Source organism: Leifsonia sp. LS1, assembly GCF_020521355.1.
GTDB lineage: Bacteria > Actinomycetota > Actinomycetes > Actinomycetales > Microbacteriaceae > Leifsonia.
In genome coordinates this window covers 146824-162027 of record NZ_BPER01000004.1, presented here as the reverse complement: position 1 = coordinate 162027, position 15204 = coordinate 146824, and the positions used below count along the sequence as shown (strand labels likewise).

13 protein-coding genes are annotated in these 15204 nt (G+C 69.6%); 8 read left to right on the top strand and 5 right to left on the bottom strand.

Going from position 1 to position 15204, the window contains the following annotated elements; all coding sequences use genetic code 11:
• Positions 1 to 86: 86 nt before the first annotated feature.
• The 3 genes from LLS1_RS09075 to glnA all read right to left on the bottom strand — a co-directional run bounded on the left by LLS1_RS09075 (position 87) and on the right by glnA (position 5507).
• Entirely contained in the window at positions 87 to 857 is a 771-nt protein-coding gene (locus LLS1_RS09075) for a CHAP domain-containing protein (protein ID WP_226654896.1), read from the bottom strand.
• Between the two features lie 299 nt (positions 858 to 1156).
• Positions 1157 to 4162 carry a bifunctional [glutamine synthetase] adenylyltransferase/[glutamine synthetase]-adenylyl-L-tyrosine phosphorylase gene (locus tag LLS1_RS09070; protein WP_226654894.1) on the bottom strand — a complete coding sequence of 1002 codons (3006 nt, stop codon included), beginning with the start codon at positions 4160 to 4162 and terminating at the stop codon, positions 1157 to 1159.
• A 7-nt stretch (positions 4163 to 4169) separates the two neighbouring features.
• On the bottom strand, positions 4170 to 5507 hold the full coding sequence (gene glnA / locus LLS1_RS09065) for a type I glutamate--ammonia ligase (protein ID WP_223356969.1): 1338 nt from the start codon (positions 5505 to 5507) through the stop codon (positions 4170 to 4172).
• Between the two features lie 81 nt (positions 5508 to 5588).
• Between glnA and panB the strand changes: the two genes are divergently transcribed.
• Complete coding sequence (gene panB, locus LLS1_RS09060) at positions 5589 to 6440, top strand: 3-methyl-2-oxobutanoate hydroxymethyltransferase (protein WP_223356970.1); 852 nt, start codon at positions 5589 to 5591, stop codon at positions 6438 to 6440.
• A 6-nt stretch (positions 6441 to 6446) separates the two neighbouring features.
• Here the strand turns inward: panB and LLS1_RS09055 are convergent, their stop codons facing one another.
• Complete coding sequence (locus LLS1_RS09055; RefSeq protein WP_223356971.1) at positions 6447 to 6659, bottom strand: SPOR domain-containing protein; 213 nt, start codon at positions 6657 to 6659, stop codon at positions 6447 to 6449.
• 12 nt (positions 6660 to 6671) lie between these two features.
• Between LLS1_RS09055 and map the strand changes: the two genes are divergently transcribed.
• Entirely contained in the window at positions 6672 to 7538 is an 867-nt protein-coding gene (gene map / locus LLS1_RS09050) for a type I methionyl aminopeptidase (protein ID WP_226654893.1), read from the top strand.
• Here the strand turns inward: map and LLS1_RS09045 are convergent.
• Positions 7525 to 8982 (bottom strand): MDR family MFS transporter, encoded by a 1458-nt coding sequence (locus tag LLS1_RS09045; protein ID WP_226654891.1) that lies wholly within the window; start codon positions 8980 to 8982, stop codon positions 7525 to 7527. The two genes, map and LLS1_RS09045, sit on opposite strands and share 14 nt — an antisense overlap.
• A 69-nt stretch (positions 8983 to 9051) precedes the next feature.
• Here LLS1_RS09045 and LLS1_RS09040 point away from each other — a divergent pair, with 69 nt between their 5' ends.
• From LLS1_RS09040 to kdpC, 6 genes are all read left to right on the top strand, one after another.
• Complete coding sequence (locus LLS1_RS09040) at positions 9052 to 9672, top strand: TetR/AcrR family transcriptional regulator (RefSeq protein ID WP_223356974.1); 621 nt, start codon at positions 9052 to 9054, stop codon at positions 9670 to 9672.
• Positions 9673 to 9682: 10 nt separating this feature from the next.
• Complete coding sequence (gene ppgK, locus LLS1_RS09035) at positions 9683 to 10438, top strand: polyphosphate--glucose phosphotransferase (RefSeq protein ID WP_223356976.1); 756 nt, start codon at positions 9683 to 9685, stop codon at positions 10436 to 10438.
• A gap of 214 nt (positions 10439 to 10652) precedes the next feature.
• A complete protein-coding gene (locus LLS1_RS09030; RefSeq protein WP_223356978.1) occupies positions 10653 to 10742 on the top strand; it encodes a potassium-transporting ATPase subunit F in 90 nt (29 codons plus the stop codon).
• A 1-nt stretch (position 10743) separates the two neighbouring features.
• On the top strand, positions 10744 to 12408 hold the full coding sequence (gene kdpA, locus LLS1_RS09025) for a potassium-transporting ATPase subunit KdpA (protein ID WP_223356980.1): 1665 nt from the start codon (positions 10744 to 10746) through the stop codon (positions 12406 to 12408).
• Positions 12409 to 12412: 4 nt separating this feature from the next.
• Positions 12413 to 14572: a potassium-transporting ATPase subunit KdpB gene (kdpB, locus tag LLS1_RS09020; RefSeq protein WP_374758257.1), complete on the top strand. Its 2160-nt coding sequence runs from the start codon at positions 12413 to 12415 to the stop codon at positions 14570 to 14572.
• 23 nt (positions 14573 to 14595) lie between these two features.
• The gene (kdpC, locus tag LLS1_RS09015) at positions 14596 to 15204 is read left to right on the top strand and encodes a potassium-transporting ATPase subunit KdpC (RefSeq protein WP_226654889.1); all 609 of its coding nucleotides are present in this window, start codon (positions 14596 to 14598) and stop codon (positions 15202 to 15204) included.

The following is a 15204-nucleotide window of genomic DNA, read 5'->3' as shown; positions in this document are numbered from 1 at the left end:
CACAAGGATCCGTCGTCCTAGCATGGACGCGGTGAGGCACGCCCCACGATCCATATGAGGCCAGTGAGAGCCCCTTGTGGTTGCCGCTACGCCAGTACCGCACCGAAAGAGGCAATGTTCTGGACTACCTGCACGTTGGGGTTGGCGTACGGATTGGTCGCCTTCAGCTGGTTCAACCAGAACTGATAGTCGACGAGCGAGGCCGACGTAATGTGATAACGAATGATGCGGTTCACGGAGAAGTACACCGCTGCATCGCCATCCTGTCGAACAAGTTCCATCGTGGTCATTTCATCCTCCGTAAGTGTCGGGGTGGGGTTCGAAGCTCCTGAATAGGTTGGCCGTACGAATTTGTGAGTGTCGCTCCACACGGGCCTCTCTTGTACGATCGTCGCCGTCGGTGCCAGGGTTCCGCCGTTGCCGTCGATCACATACGGGGTACCCGCTACGATTTTCGAGACGATTCCCACGTGGTAGTCCACGAAGATGACGATGTCTCCCACCTGCGGAGAGCCGACCACAGGGCCGTAATCGTACATGTCGGTCACCCAGGTCTTCATACCGCGACCGCTTCCCCGGAGGAGCCACGATACGAACCAGGCGCACCAGTCAAAGTTCCCGTACGTGTTCCAGGGTGGGTCGTTCACGTAGTTGGACCGGAGCTCGACAAGCCCTTTTCCCAGCAGAGAGCGGGCTAGCGTGATCGCCTCGTTCGCAGTTCCGGGAGCCACTCCGCTGGCGAGAGCCGGAGGTCCGTCCAGAAGTGCTGGCCCGAGCACGCCCACCGCCGCCAGACTCGCCAAGAGCGACCGCCTCGACAGCGTCCCCAGCGCGGAGGGTGGAACCTCGGCGGTCACGTGAGCACGCCACTCGGGACCGGTACGACTGCGTAGACATGCCGTCTGTGCGCGGAGTTGACGAAACGGTGGCGGGCCACGCCGCGCAAAAGTTGCAGATTCCGCGGACCTGATCGGAGGAGGCCGGGCGACGAGCACCCTTGGATTCTTATCACAAAGACAGTCTAGAAGGGTTCACTACTGGTCGTCTAGATCCCACGTTCTCGAGATTATACTCTTCATCCACGAATCACGAATATCGACCGGGCTTCCACTCACAGTGATGACGGCGGAAAGACAGCCGGAGAAGGAAGCGAGGGTCAGCCCGTGGGTGCCGGCCGCTCCTGGATGCCGTAGAAGCTGCGCTCGAAGACGGCGCGGGCGCGGCGGGTGACGGCGAGGTAGTCCTCCTCCAGCCGGGTCGCGGAGCCCGGCGGGTACTCCATCAGGCGGGCGACGCCGTCGAGGGCGACACGGTCGGAGGGGAGGACATCGGCGGTCTTGTTCGTCCAGAGGGTCATCGCCGAGCGGGCGCGGGAGGCGAAGACCCACGCCTCGCGGAGCTTGGCGGCGTCCTCATCGGTGACGAAGCCGTGCTCGGCGGCGACGGCGAGGGCGTCGAGGGTGCTCGGTGTGCGCAGGGCCGGGATCGCCGCGCCGTGCTCCAGTTGGATGAGCTGCACGAACCACTCGACGTCGCTGAGGGAGCCGCGGCCGAGCTTCAGGTGACGGGAGGGATCGGCGCCCTGCGGCAGGCGCTCGTTCTCCACGCGTGCCTTGATGCGCTTGACCTCGCGGATCTCGCGCTCACCGATCTCGGCCGGGTAGCGGACCACGTCGGCGAGGGCGTCGAAGGCGTCGAGGAGGGCCTCGTCTCCGGCGACGCCCCGCGCGCGCAGGAGGGCCTGCGCCTCCCAGGTCAGCGACCAGCGCTCGTAGTACGCGCGGTACGAGTCCAGCGAGCGCACCGGGGTGCCGTTCTTGCCCTCAGGGCGGAGCCCGATGTCGAGATCGAGCGGGAGGATGTTGTCCTCGGTGAGTCGCGAGAGGTCCGAGACGATCGCGAGGGCGGCGCGATGCGCTTCGTCCTGCTCGGCGGTGAGCGGACGGAAGACGTACATGACGTCCGCGTCCGAGCCGAACCCCAGCTCGCGTCCGCCGAACCGCCCCATGCCGATCACGGCGAACTCGAACGCGTCCGCGTCGCCGCGCGCCGCGCGGATCGCGGCCAGCACACCGGCGATCACGTTCTCGGTGACGGCGCTCAACCCGTGCGCCAGCTCCTCGATCGTCGCGAAGCCCAGGATGCCCGAGAACGCCAGCCGCAGCACCTCCCGACGACGCACGGCGCGCAGAGCGGCGGCCGCCGTCTCCGCGGAATCGTGGCGCGCCAGGATGGCCGCCGTCTCCTCCCGGAGCAGCTCGGCCGAGCGCGGGCGCAGCTCGTCCTCCGTCTCGAGCCAGGCGACCGACTCGGGGATGCGTCCCAGAAGCTCACCGGCGAATCGCGATCCCGAGAGCACCCGGGTCAGACGCTCGGCCGCTCCGGTGGAATCGCGCAACATCCGCAGGTACCAGTGCGTGGAGCCGAGATCCTCGCTGAGACGGCGGAAGGTCAGGAGACCGTAATCGGGATCCGCGCCGTCGGCGAACCACTGCAGCATCACCGGCAGCAGGTGGCGCTGGATGGTCGCGCGCCGCGAGACCCCCGAGGTGAGCGCCCCGATGTGGGCGAGCGCCCCGCGCGGGTCGCGGAAACCGATCGCTGCGAGCCGCGCCTCGGCCTGGGCGCTCGTGAGCGCGAAGTCCTCGCTCGGCGTGGCCGCGACGGCGCTGAGCAGCGGACGGTAGAAGAGCCGCTCGTGCAGCCCGCGCACGCGGTGCTTGATCTCGTTCCAGCGGGCGAACAGCTGGGCGGCGCTCGGCGCGAGGCCCGTCGCTCGCGCCAGGATGCGCTGGTCGCCCTCGTCGCGGGGCATCAGATGGGTGCGGCTCAGATGCCGCAGCTGGATGCGGTGCTCGATCAGCCGCAGCGTGCGGTAGTCCTGCGCGAACGCCGCCGCCTCCTCTCGGCCGATGTACCCCTGCGCGGCCAGGGCGGCGAGGGCCGAGAGCGTGTCGCGCTGCCGCACCTGGTCGTCGGTCTGGCCGTGTACGAGCTGGAGCAGCTGCACGGTGAACTCCACGTCGCGCAACCCGCCCGGTCCGAGCTTCAGCTGGTAGTGCACCTCGTCGTCCGGGATGTGCTCCGTGACGCGCTCGCGCATCCGCTGCACCGACTCGACGAAGTTCTCGCGCGACGCGCTGCTCCACACCTTGGGTGCGAGCGCCGCAAGGTAGCGCTCCCCCAGCCCCGGGTCTCCGGCGAGCGGGCGCGCCTTGAGCAGAGCCTGGAACTCCCAGCCCTTGGCCCAGCGGTCGTAGTAGGCGACGTGCGACTCGAGTGTGCGCACGAGGGCGCCGTCCTTGCCCTCCGGACGCAGATTGGGGTCGACCTCCCACAGACCCGGCTCGATGGCCGGCTCGTGGATGCCGCGCATCGTGAGCATCGCGAGCCGCGTCGCGATGTCGACCGCGCGGCCTCCGCTCAACCCGGCCTCGTCGTCGCCTTCGGTGACGAAGATGACGTCGACGTCGCTGACGTAGTTGAGCTCCCGGGCACCGGCCTTGCCCATCCCGATGATCGAGAACCGGGTGGCGCGCACCTCGTCCTCCGGGAAGCGTCCGGGTCCGGTGCCGCTGGTCTGGCGGCGCGCGACGGCGAGGGACGCCTCCAACGCGGCCGCGGCCAGGTCGGAGAGCGCTGCGGCCACGGCGTCGAAGCCGGCGACCGGGTCCTCCTGCTCGAGGTCGAAGCTCGCGATCTGCACGAGGCGCCGACGGTAGCGGACCCGCAGCGCGGTCCAGGCCTGCTCCTCGACGAGTGCGGCGAAGCCGTCTACCGCCCCCACCGAATCGAGGAGGTCGAGCCGGAGTTCGTCCGCGGTCGGAAGCGCCGTGACCGGGTGATCGAGTGCGGCGAGCTCGGCGGGCTGCCGCAGGAAGAACTCGGCCGCCCCCTCCGACGCCCCGATCACCCGGAGCACTCTGCGTGCGTCGTTGCGCGACGGCACGTAGCGCGCGCTCTGCACCGGCGCGTGCTGCAGGAGACGCAGCGCGAGAGCCAGCGCGTTGTCCGGATCCGCGGCGGCGCTCAGCGGGGGCAGGAGGTCGTCGACCGGGAACCCCGTGAGGGCGGCCAGCTCGTCGAGCTCGGCCCGGACGGAGCTCAGCCCGACGAAGCCGGCGCGCGCCAGCACCGTGAGGGAGAGCTGCTCGCGCGACACGACCGGGTCAGAGGATCTCGAGGTTGGTCCGCAGCTCGTACGGCGTGACCTGTGCGCGGTACTCCGCCCAGTCCTTGCGCTTGTTGAGGAGCACGTAGTTGAAGACCTGCTCCCCCAGCGTCTCCGCGACCAGCTCGGACTCCTCCATCAGCGAGATGGCGTGGTCCAGGCTCGCCGGCAGCTGGTTGTAGCCGAGGGCTCGGCGCTCCGTGTCGCTCAGGGCCCACACGTTGTCCTCCGCCTCCGGCGGCAGCTCGTACTGGCCCTCGATGCCCTTGAGGCCGGCGGCCAGCATGAGCGAGAAGGCGAGGTACGGGTTGGCGGCGGAGTCGATGGCGCGGTACTCGACGCGTGAGCTCTGGCCCTTGTTGGGCTTGTAGAGCGGCACGCGCACGAGCGCCGAACGGTTGTTGTGGCCCCAGCAGACGAAGCTGGGCGCCTCGTCGCCGCCCCACAGGCGCTTGTAGGAGTTGACGAACTGGTTCGTCACCGCCGTGATCTCGGGCGCGTGCTTCAGCAGCCCCGCGATGAACTGGCGGCCCACCTTCGAGAGCTGGTACTGCGCGCCGGCCTCGAAGAACGCGTTCGTGTCACCCTCGAAGAGCGACATGTGGGTGTGCATCCCGCTGCCGGGCTGGCCCGACAGCGGCTTCGGCATGAACGTCGCGTAGACGCCCTGCTCGATCGCGACCTCTTTGACGACGGTGCGGAACGTCATGATGTTGTCGGCCGTGGTGAGGGCGTCCGCGTAGCGCAGGTCGATCTCGTTCTGGCCCGGGCCCGCCTCATGGTGGCTGAATTCGACCGAGATGCCGAGATCCTCCAGCATCCGCACGGAGCGCCGGCGGAAGTCGTGCGCGGTGCCGCCCGGGACGTTGTCGAAGTAGCCGGCGGAGTCGACCGGCTCGGGGCCGTTCTCGTCGAAGGCGGACGACTTCAGCAGGTAGAACTCGATCTCCGGGTGCGTGTAGAAGGTGAAGCCGCGGTCAGCCGCCTTCTCGAGCGTGCGCTTGAGCACGTTGCGCGGGTCGGAGACGGACGGCTGGCCGTCGGGCGTCGTGATGTCGCAGAACATCCGCGCCGTCGGATCGATCTCCCCGCGCCACGGGAGGATCTGGAACGTCGTGGGGTCGGGGTGCGCCAGCAGGTCGGACTCGTACGCGCGCGTGAGACCCTCGATCGCGGAGCCGTCGAAGCCGAGTCCCTCGCTGAACGCGCCCTCGACCTCCGCCGGCGCGATGGCGACCGACTTCAGAGTGCCGACGACGTCGGTGAACCACAGCCTCACGAACTTGATGCCACGTTCCTCGATCGTCCGAAGAACGAAGTCGCGCTGCTTGTCCATCCTGCCCCTTTCGTCAGCCCCTCCAGACTAGTGGTTCCGGGGCTCCGAACGGGCTCGGGACGCGTCACTAGACTGAGGCGCATGACCGAGCAGTCACCCGTTCCGAGCGTCCACCCCGCCACCCCGTCGATGCAGTCGCTCAAGCGCGTGCGCACGCGGCACTTCCAGGCGGCGAAGGACGAGGGCTCGTCGTTCACCGGCCTCACCAGCTACGACATGCTCACGGCGCAGATCTTCGACGAGGCCGGGATCGACTTCCTGCTCGTCGGGGACTCGGCGGGCAACAACGTGCTGGGCTACGACACGACCCTCCCGGTCACGGTCGACGAGCTCATCCCGCTCACCCGCGCGGTGGCGAAGGCCGTCAAGCGCGCCTTCGTGGTCGCCGACATGCCGTTCGGCTCGTACGAGACGGGGGTGGAGGACGCGCTGCACACCGCGGTCCGGTTCATGAAGGAGACCGGCGCCCACGCGGTCAAGCTGGAGGGCGGCGTGCGCAGCGCCGACCAGATCCGGCGCATCGTGGATGCGGGCATCCCGGTGATGGCGCACATCGGGTTCACACCGCAGAGCGAGCACGGGCTCGGCGGCCACCTGATCCAGGGTCGCGGCGAGGGAGCCGAGCAGCTGCTGGCCGATGCGCACGCCGTGGAGGATGCGGGCGCGTTCGCCGTCGTGCTCGAGATGGTCCCGGCCGCGGTGGCGCAGCGTGTCACGCAGGAGCTGCGCATTCCCACGATCGGCGTCGGCGCGGGCCCGCACGTCGACGGTCAGCTGCTGGTGTGGACGGACTGGGCCGGCTTCACGACCGGCCGCGTGCCGAGCTTCGTCAAGCAGTACGCCGACCTAAAGACGGTGCTCTCGGGCGCCGCCGCGGCGTACAAGGCGGACGTGCAGTCCGGCGCGTTCCCCGGGCCGGACCACAGCTTCTAGGAGAGGTCAGCGGCCGTCGGCCGCGTCCTCCTCGGCCCACTTGGCACTGTTCTCGCGCAGCTTCTCGAGCGCGTGCTCGGCCTCCTCGCGGGTGTCGAACGGCCCGACGCGATCAGGCGCCGGGGACAGGAAGCCCTGCTCCACGGCGCCGGTCTTCATGTTGTACCAGTACTTGTGCTCCGCGTCCTGCGTGATGCCGTACTCGTTCTCACCGGTCATAAGCTTGATCCTATGCCCAAGGATTCCGCCGGCCACCTGATCCCCGGTCGTGTCACCGCGACGCGTCCCGTGCCCGCGCGCATCCCGCGGCCCGAGTACGTCGGGAAGCCCTCGCCCGCGCCCAACACGCGCGGCGACGTGTACTCGCCCGACGAGATCGCGCTCATCCGGGAGTCGGGGCGGATCGCCGCGCAGGCGATCGCCCTGGTCGGCGAGGCGGTGCGGCCGGGCGTGACCACCGAGGAGCTGGACGCGATCGGGCACGAGTTCCTGATCGCGCACGACGCCTATCCGTCGACGCTCGGCTACCGCGGGTACCCGAAGTCGATCTGCAGCTCGGTCAACGAGGTGGTGTGCCACGGCATCCCGGACGACACCGTGATCGAGGAGGGCGACATCGTCAACATCGACATCACCGCGTACAAGGACGGTTTCCACGGCGACAGCAACCAGACCTTCATCGCGGGCACCGCGAGCGAGGAGGTCACCCTCCTCGTCGAGCGCACCCGCGAGGCGCTGAACCGCGGCATCAAGGCCGTCGCCCCCGGCCGCCAGGTCAACGTCATCGGGCGGGCCATCGAGTCGTACGCCAAGCGCTTCGGCTACGGGGTCGTGCGCGACTTCACCGGGCACGGCGTCGGCGCCACGTTCCACTCGGGCCTGATCATCCCCCACTACGACTCGGCTCCGGCCTACGACGACGTGATGGAGGTGGGGATGGTGTTCACGATCGAGCCCATGCTCACCCTCGGGACGCACGAGTGGGACATGTGGGCGGACGACTGGACCGTCGTGACGCGCGACCGCAGCATGACAACCCAGTTCGAGCACACGCTCGTCGTCACCGAGCGCGGCGCCGAGGTGCTCACGCTCCCCTGACCGCGGGGCCGGCGACCGGCTCCGCGACCGGGGCCGGCGCGACCGCGCCCGCATCCTGCGGGCGCTTCGGCCCGGCAGACGGCAGCACGAACGCGATCGCCACGCCCAGCACCGTGGCGCCGACCGCCACCCAGAAGGCGGACGAGAAGGCAGCGTCGAGCGTGGACCCGCCGAGCACCGCCGCCTGCAGCAGCACGGCGAACACCGCCGTGCCGAACGAGCCGCCGAGTTGCTGCGCGGTGCGCGTGAGGATGCTGGAGTGGGCGATCTGCTCGCCGCTCAGTCCCTGATACGAGGCGACCATGAGCGGCATCGTGACCGCGCCGAGACCGAAGCCGCGGACGAACAGCGCGACGAGCAGCAGCGGGTCGGCCGACGCCGGCAGTCCGAGCGCGAACGGCACGGTCGCGACCGCGACGATCGCGAAGCCGACCACAGCGATCCAGCGCGCACCGATCCGGTCGATCAGTCGCCCGGCGAGCGGGCGGCAGGCGAGCATCCCGAGCCCCTGGGACACCAGGAGAAGCCCGGCGCCGAGCGCGTCCACACCGCGCATCTGCTGGAAGAACAGCGGAAGGAGCAGCATCGCACCGTATAGGGCGACACCGGAGAGGAAGAGGAGGGTGGAGGCCGACCACACCGACCGCACCCGCAGCAGCCGCACATCGACCAGCGCGTCCCCACGACGGTGGACCGCCCAGAATCCGAAGCCCGCGACGAGCACGGCGCCCGCCACCAGCGGGATCCACGCGTCGGCCCGGGCGAAGCCGCCGTCGAGCACGGAGTCGGAGAGTCCCAGGAGGAGACCGGCCAGACCGGGCACGAGGAGCAGGACGCCGACGATGTCGAGGCGGCGACGCGGATCGCGCCCGCGGTCGGAGGGCAGCATGCGCCAGGCCAGGATCAGTCCGGCGACGCAGAAGGGGATGTTGACCCAGAACACCCAGCGCCAGTCGCCGACGGCGAGGATGAGGCCGCCGAGCACCGGGCCGAGCACCGGACCGGCCATCGCGGGCAGACCCACCACGGCGGTGACGCGCCCCAGTTGCCTCCCGCCCGCGACCTCCATCACCATCGTGGTCATCACCGGCAGCATGAGACCTCCCCCGACGCCCTGGAGCACACGGAAGGCGATGAGGCTGTCGGCGTTCCAGGCGAGGCCGGACAGGATCGAGCCGAGGAGGAAGATCCCGAGGGCCGCCATCCAGACACGCTTGCCGCCGAACCGGGCGAGGCACCATGCCGACAGCGGCACGGTCGCGGCGAGCGCCAGCAGGTATCCCGTCGTCACCCATTGGATGTGCGCGACGTCCGTGCGCAGGTCGATCGCCAGCGAGTGCAGGGCGATGCTGAGGATGGTCGTGTCGAAGACCACCGCGAGCGCTCCGACGACCAAGGCTGTCGCCGTGCGGACCACGGTCCTGTCGAGTTTCTCCGCTGCCATGAGCCCACTCCTTAAGATGCGTGTGTGTATCTAAACGCCGACCATACGCCGATCGGATAAGATGCGCAAATGGACTCTAATTCCTCACCTTCTCGCCGCCGGCGCGGAGCGGAGCTCGAGAGCGCGCTCCTCGACGCCGCCTGGGAGGAGCTCGACGCCAACGGGTACGCGGCGCTGACCATGGAGGCCGTCGCGGCGCGCGCGGGGACGAGCCGGCCGGTCATCGCCCGCCGCTGGCCGACCAGGAGCGACCTGGCGATGGCCGCCATCCGCGCGCACTACGACGGAGACCCGATCGACGTCCCCGACCGCGGCAGCCTCCGCGCCGACGTGCTCGACCTCCTCCGCCAGTTCAGTGCGCGGCGCAGCGGACTCGTCGCGCTCATCATGCTGCGGTTCTCCGGCATCGTCAGCGAGGCGGAAGGCGGCGTGGCAGGACTTCGCGAGCGCCTCATCGCGCCGGGCCCGTCCATGCTGGACGAGATCCTCGATCGTGCCGACGCCCGCGGGGAGATCGATCGCAGCCGGCTGCCCGACATCGTGGCCGGCCTGCCGACGATGGCCCTCCGGCACGAGATGCTGATGACGCTCCAGCCGCCGGCGGACGAGACGCTGGTCGCCATCGTCGACGATCTGTTCCTGCCGCTCGCGACGGCCACCCTCGCGCCCTCCGCCCGCGACCCGCGGTAGATTCGTGGGCATGAGCGGTCAGAAGCACGCAATCGGCATCGACATCGGCGGAACGGGAATCAAGGGAGGGCTGGTCGACCTCGAGACCGGGGAGCTGATCAGCGACCGCGTCAAGCTGCCGACGCCCGAGGGCGGCGAGCCCGACGGCATCGTCGAGGTCACCACGCAGATCGTCGACCAGCTGGCGGCGGAGGAGCCCGACGCGCCCGTCGGCGTCTGCTTCCCCGCCATCGTCAGCCACGGCGTCACCCTCTCGGCCGCGAACGTCTCCAAGAAATGGATCGACCTGCACGCCGAGGATCTGTTCGAGAAGGCGCTGGGCCGCGACATCCACTTCGTCAACGACGCCGACGCCGCCGGATACGCGGAGACCCGCTTCGGTGCCGCGAAGGGCAAGGACGGGTTGGTCATCATGACGACACTGGGCACCGGCATCGGCTCCGCCCTCATCTACGACGGTGTGCTCATCCCCAACGCCGAGCTCGGGCACCTCGAGGTCGACGGCCACGACGCCGAGTCGCGCGCCGCCTACTCCGCCAAGGAGCGCGACGACCTGAGCTGGGAGAAGTGGGCCAAGCGCCTCCAGAAGTACTACTCCACCCTCGAGTTCCTGTTCACCCCCGACCTGTTCATCGTCGGCGGCGGCGTCTCGAAGAACTACCAGGAGTTCCTCCCGCTGCTGAAGCTGAAGACCGAGATCGTCCCGGCTGTGCACCGCAACAACGCGGGCATCCTGGGGGCAGCAGCGCTGGCGGTCGCGAGCTAGCGCGAGCGATCCGCAAGGATTCCGCCGCGGGGCGTTAGGGATGCGTTAGGAGCGCCTCCGTGCGCCCCGCGCGGGTGTGGACTCTCTCCTGCCCCGGTCGATCGGCCGGGGCGTCCTCGTGGATGGAGAGAGTCGTGCTGGACATCGTCTACCTCCTCGGAGTGGTCGTGCTCGCGCTCGTCGTGGGTCTGACCGGCCGGGGGGTCGAGAAGCTGTGATCGTGATCGATGCGGTCGCGGCGCTGCTCGCCGTGGCTGCCGTCGCCTACCTGGTGGTGGCGCTCGTGAAGCCGGAGCGGTTCTGAGATGGGCGCGGACTCCGTGACGGGCACCTGGCTGTTCGTCGCCCAGCTGGCGACGCTCATCCTCCTGCTCGCCGTCGCCTACCGCCCCCTGGGGGACTACATGGCGCGCGTGTACACCACCGACCGCGACCTGGCCGTCGAGCGGGGCGTCTACCGGCTGATCGGCGTGGATGCGCGCAGCGGCCAGACCTGGCCCGCATACCTGCGCGGCGTGCTGGCCTTCTCGGTCGTCGGCATCCTGATCGTCTACGGTCTCCAGCGGCTGCAGGAGTTCCTGCCCTACTCGCTGGGGATGCCCGCGGTGCCGGAAGGGACCGCGTTCAACACCGCGATCTCGTTCGTGACGAACACGAACTGGCAGTCGTACTCGCCGGACGCCACGCTGGGCTACACCGTGCAGTTCGCCGGATTGGCGGTGCAGAACTTCGTCTCCGCCGCCGTCGGCATGGCCGTCGCCGTCGCACTGGTGCGCGGGTTCGCGTCGCGATCGACCGGGACGATCGGCAACTTCTGGGTGGACATGATGCGCGGCACCGTGCGCATCCTGCTGCCGCTCTCGGTTGTCGCGGCCGTCGTCCTGATCGCGGGCGGGGTCGTGCAGAACGTCAACGGGTTCGAGCACGTGACGACCCTCACCGGAGCCGCCCAGTCGATCCCGGGCGGACCGGTCGCCTCGCAGGAGGCGATCAAGCTGCTCGGCACCAACGGCGGCGGCTTCTACAACGCCAACTCCGCGCACCCGTTCGAGAACCCGACCGCATGGACGAACCTCGTCGAGGTGCTGCTCATGCTCCTGATCCCCTTCTCGCTGCCGCGCACTTTCGGCACGATGGTCGGCGACAAGCGGCAGGGATACGCGATCCTGGCGACGATGGGGACCCTGTTCCTGGTGTCGCTCGTCGGCATGACGCTGTTCGAGGCCGCCAGCGGATCGATGGAGGGCAAGGAGACGGCCTTCGGCGTGCTCGGGTCGACACTGTTCAACACCACGAGCACCGCCACGTCGACCGGCGCCGTGAACTCCATGCTCGACAGCTACAGCCCGCTCGGCGGGATGATGGCGATGATCAACATGATGCTGGGCGAGATCGTGCCCGGAGGCGTCGGCTCGGGGCTCTACGGCATCCTGGTCATCGCGATCATCGCCGTCTTCGTCGCGGGGCTGATGGTCGGCCGCACGCCGGAGTATCTCGGCAAGAAGCTCGGACCGCGGGAGATCAAGCTGGCGAGCCTCTACATCCTGACCACGCCGACGCTGGTGCTCCTGGGCACCGGGCTCAGCTTCGCGATCCCCGCCGTCCGGGCGGACATCGAGAAGACGTCCATCCTCAATCCCGGACTGCACGGGTTCAGCGAGGTGCTCTACGCCTTCACCTCCGCCGCGAACAACAACGGCTCGGCCTTCGCCGGGCTCACGGCGGCGACCCCCTGGCTGAACACGGCCCTCGGCGTCGCGATGTTCCTCGGCCGCTTCCTGCCGATCGTGTTCGTTCTGGCGCTCGCCGGCTCGTTCGCGGCCCAGGGGCGCGTCCCCGCCACGGCAGGAACCCTCCCGACGCACCGGCCGCAGTTCGTCGGCCTGATGATCGGCACGGTCGTGCTGGTCTCCGCACTCACCTATTTCCCCGTTCTCGCGCTGGGTCCCCTGGCGGAAGGGCTTCAGTGACACCATGACCACACTCACCCCTCATCGCGGCATGCGCGCCCCCCAGGAGCGCACCCGCCCCTCCGGCGCCTTCAGCGGCGCTCAGTTGATCGCCTCCCTCCCCGGCGCACTGCGCAAACTCGACCCTCGCCTGATGTGGCGCAACCCGGTCATGTTCATCGTGGAGGTCGGCGCGGCTCTGACCACCGTGGTCGCCATCGCCCAGCCGTTCCTCGGCGCAGGAGGCGCCGGCCCGGCGACCCTGGCCTTCACGTGGAGCATCGCCGTCTGGCTCTGGCTCACCGTCGTGTTCGCCAATCTGGCGGAGTCGGTGGCCGAGGGCCGCGGCAAGGCCCAGGCGGCCACGCTGCGCGCCACCCGCTCCACCACCCTCGCGAACCGCGTCGTGGGGTACGACGAACAGGCCGACCCTGAGGCCGCGTCCGCCGCGCTCGAACAGGTCGCGTCGAGCGAGCTCGCCCTGGGCGACGTGGTCGTCGTGGCGGCGGGCGAGGCGATCCCCGGCGACGGCGACGTGATCCGCGGCATCGCGACCGTGGACGAGTCCGCCATCACCGGCGAGTCCGCCCCCGTCGTCCGCGAGTCCGGCGGCGACCGCAGTGCCGTCACCGGCGGCACGCGCGTGCTCTCCGACCGCATCGTCGTGCGTATCACGTCGAAGCCCGGCGAGACCTTCGTCGACCGGATGATCGCGCTGGTGGAGGGCGCGTCGCGGCAGAAGACGCCGAACGAGATCGCCCTCAACATCCTGCTGGCCAGCCTCTCGATCATCTTCGTCATCGTCGTGCTCGTGCTGCAGCCCGTCGCCGGCTACTCCGACGCGGCCCCGACCGTCCCGGTGCTCATCGCCCTGCTGGTGTGCCTCATCCCGACGACCATCGGCGCGCTCATCTCCGCGATCGGGATCGCCGGAATGGACCGGCTCGTGCAGCACAACGTGCTCGCGATGTCCGGCCGAGCGGTCGAAGCCGCGGGCGACGTCACGACGCTGCTGCTCGACAAGACCGGCACGATCACCTACGGCAACCGGCGCGCGAGCGAGTTCACCGCGATCGGAGGGGCCGGTCCGGAGGATCTCATCCGCGCGGCCGCGCTCTCCTCGCTCAGCGACCCGACGCCGGAAGGCGTGTCGGTGCTCGACCTCGCTGCATCGCTCGGGCACGAGACGCCCACGACCGTCGAGGGCGATATCGTCCCCTTCACGGCCCAGACCAGGATGAGCGGCCTCGACCTCCCCGACGGCTCGCAGGTGCGCAAGGGTGCGGCGAGCGCCGTCGTCGCCTGGGTGCGCGAGTGCGCGGCCGCGGCAGGCGCGACTCCGCCCTCCTCCGCCGCGCTGGCCGAGCTGGACGCCGAGGTGGAGCGCATCTCGCAGGTCGGCGGCACGCCGCTCGCCGTCGCGACACGCGGGGCCGACGGCAGCGCCGCGCTGCTGGGCACGATCTACCTCAAGGACGTCGTGAAGGAGGGGCTCGCCGAACGGTTCGCCGACCTGCGCAGGATGGGCATCCGCACGGTCATGGTCACCGGCGACAACCCCCTGACGGCGAAGGCGATCGCGGCGGAGGCCGGCGTGGACGACTTCCTTGCCGAGGCGAAGCCCGAGGACAAGCTCGCGCTCATCCGGCGCGAGCAGGAGGGCGGCGCCCTGGTCGCCATGACGGGCGACGGCACGAACGACGCCCCGGCCCTCGCCCAGGCCGACGTCGGGGTGGCCATGAACACGGGCACGTCGGCCGCGAAGGAGGCGGGCAACATGGTCGACCTCGACTCGGACCCGACCAAGCTGATCGACATCGTGCGCATCGGCAAGCAGTTGCTCATCACGCGCGGAGCGCTCACCACGTTCTCCATCGCCAACGACGTCGCGAAGTACTTCGCGATCATCCCGGCGATGTTCGTGGCGGCCTTCCCCGGCCTCTCCGCGCTCAACATCATGGGCCTGCACTCGCCCGCATCGGCCATCCTCTCGGCGGTGATCTTCAACGCCATCGTCATCGTCGCGCTCATCCCGCTCGCACTGCGCGGTGTGCGCTACCGACCCTCGGCCGCGTCGGCCCTGCTCGGCCGCAACCTGCTGATCTACGGGCTCGGCGGGATCATCGCCCCCTTCATCGGGATCAAGCTGATCGACCTCGTGGTCGCGTTGATCCCCGGATTCTGACACGCACGGATAAGGACACGACAATGAACGGCCTCCGCGGCGCCTGGCGCCAGTACTGGGTCGCCCTGCGCGCCATGATCGTCCTGACGATCGCGCTCGGCATCGCCTACACCTTCGTCATCACCGGGATCGGGCAGCTCGCGCTGCCCGCACAGTCGAACGGCTCGATCATCTCGGTGGGCGGGAAGCCGGTCGGCTCCGCCCTTCTCGGCCAGAGCTTCACCGACGCGCACGGGAAGCCGCTTCCGCAGTGGTTCCAGTCCCGTCCGTCGGCGGCGGGCGACGGCTACGACGGCGCCGCCTCCTCGGGCAGCAACCTCGCGGCGTCGAACCCCGCTCAGCAGAAGGCGGTCGAACAGCGCATCGCGACCATCGAGGCGAGTGATGGCGTCCCCGCGCACACCATCCCGAGCGATGCCGTCACCGCCTCCGCCTCCGGGCTCGACCCGCACATCTCCCCCGCATACGCGCTCCTGCAGGTCGACAGGGTCGCGGCGGCGCGCGGCCTGCCTGCCGACCGGGTGCGCGCGCTCGTCGAGTCTAGGATGCAGGGACGGGACCTCGGCTATCTCGGGGACCCGACCGTGAACGTGCTCCAGCTCAACCTGGCCCTTTCGGAGATGGACAAGTAG

What these genes read in the sequence shown, in the direction of transcription:
- glnA (WP_223356969.1), bottom strand. Translation starts at nt 5,507, where the DNA reads ATGGACAAGCAGCGCGACTTCGTTCTTCGGACGATCGAGGAACGTGGC.
- panB (WP_223356970.1), top strand. Translation starts at nt 5,589, where the DNA reads ATGACCGAGCAGTCACCCGTTCCGAGCGTCCACCCCGCCACCCCGTCG.
- LLS1_RS09055 (WP_223356971.1), bottom strand. Translation starts at nt 6,659, where the DNA reads ATGACCGGTGAGAACGAGTACGGCATCACGCAGGACGCGGAGCACAAG.
- map (WP_226654893.1), top strand. Translation starts at nt 6,672, where the DNA reads ATGCCCAAGGATTCCGCCGGCCACCTGATCCCCGGTCGTGTCACCGCG.
- LLS1_RS09045 (WP_226654891.1), bottom strand. Translation starts at nt 8,982, where the DNA reads ATGGCAGCGGAGAAACTCGACAGGACCGTGGTCCGCACGGCGACAGCC.
- LLS1_RS09040 (WP_223356974.1), top strand. Translation starts at nt 9,052, where the DNA reads ATGGACTCTAATTCCTCACCTTCTCGCCGCCGGCGCGGAGCGGAGCTC.
- ppgK (WP_223356976.1), top strand. Translation starts at nt 9,683, where the DNA reads ATGAGCGGTCAGAAGCACGCAATCGGCATCGACATCGGCGGAACGGGA.
- kdpA (WP_223356980.1), top strand. Translation starts at nt 10,744, where the DNA reads ATGGGCGCGGACTCCGTGACGGGCACCTGGCTGTTCGTCGCCCAGCTG.
- kdpB (WP_374758257.1), top strand. Translation starts at nt 12,413, where the DNA reads ATGACCACACTCACCCCTCATCGCGGCATGCGCGCCCCCCAGGAGCGC.
- kdpC (WP_226654889.1), top strand. Translation starts at nt 14,596, where the DNA reads ATGAACGGCCTCCGCGGCGCCTGGCGCCAGTACTGGGTCGCCCTGCGC.